At 69.0% G+C, this 7,627-nt stretch carries 5 protein-coding genes; 4 read left to right on the top strand and 1 reads right to left on the bottom strand.

Annotation, left to right across the window (positions count from 1 at the left end; translation table 11 throughout):
- Positions 1-205 precede the first annotated feature (205 nt).
- Positions 206-1,549 carry a DUF2254 domain-containing protein gene (locus VF584_07605; GenBank protein ID HEX8210037.1) on the top strand — a complete coding sequence of 448 codons (1,344 nt, stop codon included), beginning with the start codon at positions 206-208 and terminating at the stop codon, positions 1,547-1,549.
- A 102-nt stretch (positions 1,550-1,651) separates the two neighbouring features.
- Here VF584_07605 and VF584_07600 read toward each other — a convergent pair whose 3' ends face one another.
- Entirely contained in the window at positions 1,652-2,860 is a 1,209-nt protein-coding gene (locus VF584_07600) for an ATP-grasp domain-containing protein (GenBank protein ID HEX8210036.1), read from the bottom strand.
- A gap of 164 nt (positions 2,861-3,024) precedes the next feature.
- Here VF584_07600 and VF584_07595 point away from each other — a divergent pair, with 164 nt between their 5' ends.
- The 3 genes from VF584_07595 (at position 3,025) to VF584_07585 (ending at position 7,584) form a co-directional block, all read left to right on the top strand.
- Positions 3,025-4,527 (top strand): MFS transporter, encoded by a 1,503-nt coding sequence (locus tag VF584_07595; GenBank protein HEX8210035.1) that lies wholly within the window; start codon positions 3,025-3,027, stop codon positions 4,525-4,527.
- 208 nt (positions 4,528-4,735) lie between these two features.
- Positions 4,736-5,563 (top strand): DUF4105 domain-containing protein, encoded by an 828-nt coding sequence (locus VF584_07590; protein ID HEX8210034.1) that lies wholly within the window; start codon positions 4,736-4,738, stop codon positions 5,561-5,563.
- Entirely contained in the window at positions 5,560-7,584 is a 2,025-nt protein-coding gene (locus VF584_07585; protein HEX8210033.1) for a TonB-dependent receptor, read from the top strand. The genes VF584_07590 and VF584_07585 overlap by 4 nt, the downstream gene beginning before the upstream one ends.
- Positions 7,585-7,627: the final 43 nt, after the last annotated feature.

The following is a 7,627-nucleotide window of genomic DNA, read 5'->3' as shown; positions in this document are numbered from 1 at the left end:
TTGGCACTTGGCACTTGGCACTTGGCACTTGGCACTTGGCACTTGGCACTTGGCACTTGGCACTTGGCACTTGGCACTTGGCACTTGGCACTTGGCACTTGGCACTTGGCACTTGGCACTTGGCACTTAGCACTTAGCACTTAGCACTTGGCACTTAGCACTTGGCACTTGGCACTTACTAACGCACTTCAATCCCAAGGCACCGTTGAGACTCAAGTTCCAACACCTCCTGTCCTCCCTGCGCTCCACCTACTGGTTCATCCCCACGATCATGGCGGTCGCGGCAGGGATCGGGGCCGTGCTGCTGGTGAGGGTCGACCGATACCTCTCCGCGGAGTTCGCGGGGCGGCTGGGGTGGATCTATGCGGGCGGGCCGGAGGGGGCGCGCGCCGTCCTGGGCGTGGTGGCCGGCTCGGTGATGGGGACGGCGGGGGTGACCTTTTCCATCACGATCGCGGCGCTGTCGCTGGCCAGCACACAGCTGGGGCCGCGGCTGCTGTACAACTTCATGCGAGACCGGGGCAACCAATTTGTCCTGGGCACCTTCATCGCCTCCTTCGTCTACTGCCTGCTGATCCTGCGCACCATCCGCGGCGCGGAGGAGGCGGGCTACTTCGTCCCGGCCATATCGGTGACGGGGGGAGTGGTGCTGGGGCTGGCATCGCTCGGGGTGCTGATCTACTTCATCCACCACGTGGCGGTCAGCATCCAGGCGCCCAACGTGGTAGCCGCCGTGGGCCGCGACCTGGGGCGCGTGGTGGAGGGCGAGTTCGCCACCGAGAACGCCATCCCACCCGGCAAGCACACCCCCGAGCTCCCCGACGGCTTCGACGAGCGCGCCGCCGAGGTGCCCAGCACCGAGGACGGCTACGTGCAGGCGATGGACGAGGAGGCGCTAATCAAGGTTGCCACGCGCGCGGACGTGCTGCTGGTGATCGAGCAGCGGCCGGGGCACTTCGTGGCCGAGGAGTCGCCGCTGGTGCGCGCGTGGCCGCCGGGGTCGCTGGACGCCGCGCTGGTCCGCGAGATCCGCGGGCACTTCGTGGTGGGCGCGCAGCGGACGCCGGAGCAGGACGTGGAGTTCGCGGTGGACCAGCTGGTGGAAGTGGCGGTGCGCGCGCTCTCGCCGGCCATCAACGACCCGTTCACCGCCATCGGGTGCCTGGATTGGCTGGGTGCCGCGCTCTGCCGCGCCGGCCGCGGCCGCACGCCGGACCCGGTGCGCACCGACGAGGCGGGGCGTGTGCGCGTCATCCACCGCTGCCCCATCACCTTCGCTGGGCTGGTGGACGGCGCCTTCAACCAGATCCGCCAGTTCGGCTCGCGCAGCCCCGCGGTGGTGCTGCGGATGCTGGAGACCATCGAAACCGTGCTGCGCTGCACCCGCGGCGACCCCGACGAGGTCTCCGCCCTCCTGCGCCACGCCGAGATGATCCACCGCGCCGGCCTCGAAGCCACCCCCGAGCCCCACGACCGCGCCGACATCGACGCGCGCTACCAGCTCGTGCTCCGCGCCGCCGAGCGTTTTGTCGGGCAGCCGCCATCCTGAACCGCGTTTCACACAGAGAGCACGGAGTTAAACGGAAAGCCGCAGAGAAGCCCCTTTCCGTTCATCTTTCCGTACCCTCTGTGGCTCTGTGTGAGGCGCAGTTCAGTTGTTCGCCTCCATCGCCGGCGGGAGCGAGGTGTAGAAGTCTTCTCGGAAGCGGCGCATGTAGGAGGCGAGCAGCTCGTCCACGCGCGCGGGGTCCGGGGAGGCGACGGCGAGGCCGACGTGGTGGCGCTTGTTCATCCGCCAGACGATCTCCGGGTCCGTGTAGGCGGAGGTGTCCGGCCACTCCTGGCGCGCGAGCGTCACCAACAGGCCACCGTGGTCGCGGCGCGCGTCGGGAGCGGTGTACTCATGGCCCCGCGCATCGGCCACCTCCACGCGCGCCCACTCGCGCCACAGGTTCACGCCGGTGGCCGCCTCCACCATCTCCACGATGTTGGCGCCGCCCACGCGCGCGGCCGTCTCCAGGAAGTACAGCTTGCCATCGTGATGGCCGCGGATGAACTCGGTGTGCAGCACGCCGCGCAGGATGCCGAACGTCTGCGCCACCACGGAGTTCATCGCGCGCAGCTCCTCCGCCTCGGCCGAGTTGCGGTCCAGCGTGCGTGTGGAAAAGAGCCCGCCGCCGTGGTACACGTCGAAGGGGGGATCGAAGTAGCCGTTGGCTTCGGCGAAGACGACTTCGCGCTTCCACACCACCGAGTCCACGTGGAAGACCTTTCCCGGTACGAAGTGCTCCAGCACGTGGAACGACTGCTTGTCGCCGAGCTCGTCCAACGCGCGCCAGAGCTGTTCGGAATCCTGGATCTTGCGGATGCCCATGGCTGAGGCGGCGGTGCGCGGCTTGAGCACCCACGGCGCAGGCACCCGGGCCATGTAGTCGCGCAGGCGATCGTAGTTGAGCACCGGCGCGAACTCGGGGACGCGGATGCCGGCCTCTTCGGCGCGCATGCGCATCGCCAGCTTGTCGCGGAAGTAGCGCACGGTGGTCTCGCCCATCCCCGGGACGCGCAGGTGCTCGCGTAGCGCGGAGGCCATCTCCAGGTCGTATTCGTCCAGCGGGACGATGCGCGCGATGTCTTCCGAGCGCGCCAGGTAGCTGACGCCGTGGAAGACGTCGTCCCGGTCGTAGAGGTCGGGCATGTAGTAGACCTCGTCGATCGCCTCGCGCGGCCAGTTCTCCTCGCGCAGCTTCTCCACCGTCAGGAGAAGGACGCGGCAGCCGAGCCGCTTGCACTCGCGGAGGAACTCTTCGCCCTTGAAGAACGAAGCGACGCAGAGGACGGTGACCGGGGGTGGGGCGTTCACGGATCTCGCTGGGAATGGGTGGCTCGTGCGCGGCTCGCCTCGCTCGCGACGCAGGGGATGTGCCCGGCACACCGCTTGACATAGGGGGTGGGGCTATGTAACGTGAATGTATACGGGGAGGGGGTATGTTGTGATGTCGGTTCGTACTTAGCGGAGACGTTCCCATGTCCAGTGCGGTTTCCATTCAGAATCAGCAGACCGGCGCGGCTCCGGAGGGCCGCGGACTCGGTCTTTCGCTGCTCGTCATCGCGACGGCGCAACTGATGCTCGTGCTCGACGACACCGTCGCGAACATCGCCCTGCCGAGCATCCAGCGCGACCTGAACGTCCCGGCCGCGACGCTGCCGTGGATCATCAGCGCGTACGTACTCGCCTTTGGCGCGCTGCTTCTCTTCGGCGGCCGGGCTGGTGACCTCTATGGCCGCAGGCGTGTGCTCCGCCTGGGCCTCGGCATCTTCACCCTGGCGTCCTTGCTTGGCGGGATGGGTATGAGCGCCGCGGCGCTGATCGGCTTTCGCGCTCTGCAGGGGGTGGGGGCGGCGCTGATCGCGCCAAACGTGCTGGCCTTGATCGCGACCACCTTCCCAGTCGGAAAGCCGCGGAATTCCGCGATGGCGGTCTATGCGGCCATGTCCGCGGTGGGAATGACGGTCGGTGTCCTGCTGGGCGGGGTCCTGACGGGTCTGCTCAGCTGGCGTTGGGTTTTCTGGATCAACGTCCCCATCGGCTTGGCCGTCCTGGCTGGCACCCGGCTCCTGGTGGAGGGGCAGCGTGGCGCCGGCCAGCTCCACTCCGTGGACGCGGTCAGCGGCGCCGGGGCAATGGGCGCGCTCGCGTACGGCATCACGCATGGAGGCGAGCATGGGTGGGGCGATGGCACCACTCTGGGCGCCTTCTTCGTCTCGGCGGTCCTGATGGCCCTTTTCGTCGGGCTGCAGACACGCCGTGCGCATCCCATGCTCCCGCTCGGACTGTTCCGCGACCGGAACCGGACCGGGTCGTACACCACGGTTCTCTTCATCGGTGGCGGGCTGATGGCGACGTTCTACCTCATGACGCAGTTCATCCAGGAGATCCTGAATTTCAGCCCGGTGATGGCAGGGCTGGCCTCGCTCCCGGTAAGCGTCGGGATCGTGCTGGCCGCCGGGATCAGCTCGAAGCTGCTGGAGCGCCTGGCCCCTCGGGCCGTGTCGGTGCCGGGGCTGCTGATCGCGGCGGGCGCGATGCTGTGGCTCTCGCGGCTCACTCCGGGTTCCTCGTACGGCGGTCACGTGCTACCGGGGCTCTTTCTGACGTACTTCGGGCTCGGAATGGGATTCATGCCACTTACGCTCACCTCGGTACACCGGGTCGAGGCGGAGCGGGCGGGCGTGGCCGCGGCCATGCTCAACACGGCCCAGCAGATCGGCGCCGCGCTGGGAGTGGCTGTCCTTGGGACGATTTCCAACCTCGCGGCAAACAGCCGCCTCTCTGGCGCCGCTCGGATCCTTCAGGAGCGCGGCACTGATGCCGCCATCGTGGCGCGGGCGAATGAGGCCGTGACTCATGGCTACGCGACGGCCTTCCTGGCCGGGACCGGTATGCTGGTGATCGCAGCGCTCGTGGTCGGCACGACGGTCACGACCCGCCGGGCTGAGGCGGCTCCAGGAGTGGCCGCCGCCCACTGAACCTGTTTGATGACTGTAAGCGCCGCGTGATGGTACCTGGGTGGATCGTCCCGTGACGGTTGCGAGTTGTTGCACATGGCATCCATTCTGTACCACCGCCACTGGGTGCGCTGCCGTATAACGGGGTGTGCGCACGTCGGGGACAAGAGGCTCCGGTGCGTGAAGTTGTATGCGACCGGGGTTCACCCATCGCCAAGTCCTTTTCCGCATGCACCTTCCATCCGCCCGCTGGGCGATCGCGGCCGCCATACTCGTCGTCGCGCTGGCGGCGTGGAGCCGGGTGCGGCCCTCCAACACGCGCGACTGGACGCCAGACAACGCGCGCCTGGCGTGGGCCGAGCTGAAGGGCGACTCGGTGGTCGTCCACAACGTCCGCAACGCGCGCTACCGGACGGAGAGCGATTACACCGTGGCGTGGGAGGACCGCGCGTACGACCTGCGGCGGCTGCGCACGGCGTGGTACGCGGTGGAGCCGTTCGAGGACGACTGGCGCGGGCCGGCGCACACCTTTGTGTCGTTCGGCTTCGACGACGGGCAGTTCCTGGCCGCGTCGGTGGAGATCCGCAAGGAAAAGGGGGAGACGTTCTCGCCGCTGAAGGGGCTGCTGAAGCGGTATGAGCTGATCTACGTGCTGGCCGACGAGCGCGACGTGGTGACGGTGCGCACCAGCCACCGCCGCGACCAGGTGTACCTCTACCCCGTCCGCGCCACCCCGGCGCAGGTGCGCGCGATGCTGGAGGACGTGCTGCGGCGCGCCACCGAGCTGCGCGAGCGCCCCGAGTTCTACAACACCCTCACCAGCAACTGCACCAGCAACCTGGTTCGCCACGTCAACCGCATCGCGCCGCGCCGGGTGCCGTGGAGCCCGCGCACCCTCCTCCCCGGCTACTCCGACGCGCTGGCCTACGACCTGGGGCTGATCGACACCGACCTTCCCTTCGCGCAGGCCCGCGAGCGCTTCCACATCAACGAGCGCGCCCTCAAGCACGCCGAAGATCCCGCCTTTTCGCTGCGCATTCGCGAGCACGGGCAATGAGGTTCGTGGGACTCGCCTGCCTCGCCAGCATGACTGTCGCCGATGCGTGGGCGCAGTCGGGCGATGCCGCGCGCCGCGACTCCGCCGTCCACCGCGTTCCGGAGATCCGCGTGGTCGCGACCCGTCCCGTCACGACGGTGGGTGGATCGAGCGCGATCGAGGTGCGTGTCGATTCGCTGGCGCTGCCCGTGGCGCCGACGGTCGCGGAGATGTTCCGGGAGATCCCGATGCTGCACGTGCGGACGAACTCGCGCGGCGAAGCGGAGATCTCGGCTCGCGGCTCGGAGTCACGGCAGGTCGCGGTCTTGGTGGACGGAGTGCCGCTGAACCTCGCGTGGGATGCGCGGACTGACGTTTCGGTGCTTCCCGCGGCCAGCGTGCAGGAGATCAGCTTCGTCCGCGGGCTCTCGTCAATGCTCTACGGTTCCAACGTGCTCGGGGGGGTTGTCGAGGTAGACGTGGGCAGGTCGTCGCTGCAGCCAGGGAGCCCTTCTCTGCGGGTGGCGTCCGGCATCGACCACGTCGGCGGATACGGCGGGTCGGCGGCGGTGAGCCTGCCGGGCACCGCGCGGGGTGGCGCGTGGCTGCTTCGGGCGGGCGGCGCGTTCCGGGATTCGCCGGGACAGCCGCTCGCGCGAGGCGTCGTCGAGCCCGTGCCCACCGATGGGCTGCGGCTGAACACCGACGTGCGCGATCGGAACGGCTTCCTCAGCGTCCGCTACCAGGGGGATGGTGGTGCGTGGATGGCGTTCTCCGGGTCGGCTCTCCGGGCGGAGCGCGGGATCGCGGCGGAGCTGGGGGTGGAGGATGCACGGTTCTGGCGCTACCCGCGCGTCTCCCGGTCGCTCGCCGTCGCGTCGGCCGGTACGGGGAATCGCGCCTCCCCGCTCGGCGGCTTCGGCGACGTGGAGATGAGCATCGGTGTGGACGCCGGGCGCACGGACATCGACGCGTACCCGTCGCGGGAGTACGGCGAGCCCAACGGCTTCGAGGACGGAAAGGATCGAACGCTCACGCTGCGGCTGCTCGCCGGCCAATCGGTGGGGTCGCGCGGCGAGCTGCGCGGCGCCTTCACGCTCGTCGAAGTCCGCCACGACGAGCTCCTTCCCGGCGAGGAGGCGCGCTACCGGCAGCGCCTGCTGAGCATCGGAGGGGAGAACCAGTGGCGGCTGGTGGGCTCCGCCAGCACCCCGCACAGCTTGCGGCTGAGCGTCGGCGGCGCCTTTGACGTCGCGGAGACACCGGAGTCGGGGGGACGCGAGCCGCGCCAGGACCGTCTCGAGGAGTGGGGGGCGCGGATCGGCCTCAGCGCGGCGCTGAACCGCGGGAACACCCTCCTGCACGCGGGCGCCAGCCGCCGCGGCCGCTTCCCCTCGCTCCGGGAGCTCTACTCCGGCGCCCTCAACCGCTTCCAGCCCAACCCGAACCTCCGGCCCGAGAAGCTCGTCGCGCTGGAGTCCGGAGTGACGACGCGGATCGGCGCGGGAGAGATCCAGGCGGTGGTGTTCCGCCACCAGCTCGACGATGCGGTGGTCCGCATCACCCTCCCCGACCGCAAGTTCCTGCGCGTGAACCGCAACCGGCTCACCAGCCAGGGCGTGGAGCTGCTGGCGACGCAGCAGCTCGGCTCCGTCGCGCTCGCGGGCGATCTGACGATCCAGTCCGTCGACCTGACGGATACCGCGGCGGGGGCGACGCACCGGCCGGAAAACCTTCCCGAGCTCTTTGGCCACGCGGAGGCGCGCTTTCCGCTCGCGCTCGGTCTCCGCGCCACGGCGGAGGCCGACTACACCGGCGACCAGTTCTGCATCCACCCCGGCACCGGCGACGATGCACGGCTGAATGCGGGCACGCAGATCAACCTTTCACTCTCCAAGACGTGGGCACTGCGCGCAACTTCCTGGCTCCGGCGCCTGGAAGCGCGCGTCGCGGCGGACAACGTGGGCGATGCGACCCGGTACGATCAGTGTGGCCTGCCGCAGCCCGGGCGTTTGATCCGGTTCCAGATCCAGCTCTTTTGAAGGTGTGCGGCCGGGTTGCCCATAAACGTACCAAACGGCTCCA

It is taken from the genome of Longimicrobium sp. (assembly GCA_036389135.1).
Taxonomy (GTDB): Bacteria; Gemmatimonadota; Gemmatimonadetes; order Longimicrobiales; family Longimicrobiaceae; genus Longimicrobium.
Note: the sequence above shows the minus strand (reverse complement) of the source record. Positions and strands in the feature narration are given on the sequence as shown.

Excerpts from the sequence above, each read along its gene's own strand:
- VF584_07595 (HEX8210035.1), top strand. The coding sequence starts at position 3,025 with ATGTCCAGTGCGGTTTCCATTCAGAATCAGCAGACCGGCGCGGCTCCG.
- VF584_07590 (HEX8210034.1), top strand. The coding sequence starts at position 4,736 with ATGCACCTTCCATCCGCCCGCTGGGCGATCGCGGCCGCCATACTCGTC.
- VF584_07585 (HEX8210033.1), top strand. The coding sequence starts at position 5,560 with ATGAGGTTCGTGGGACTCGCCTGCCTCGCCAGCATGACTGTCGCCGAT.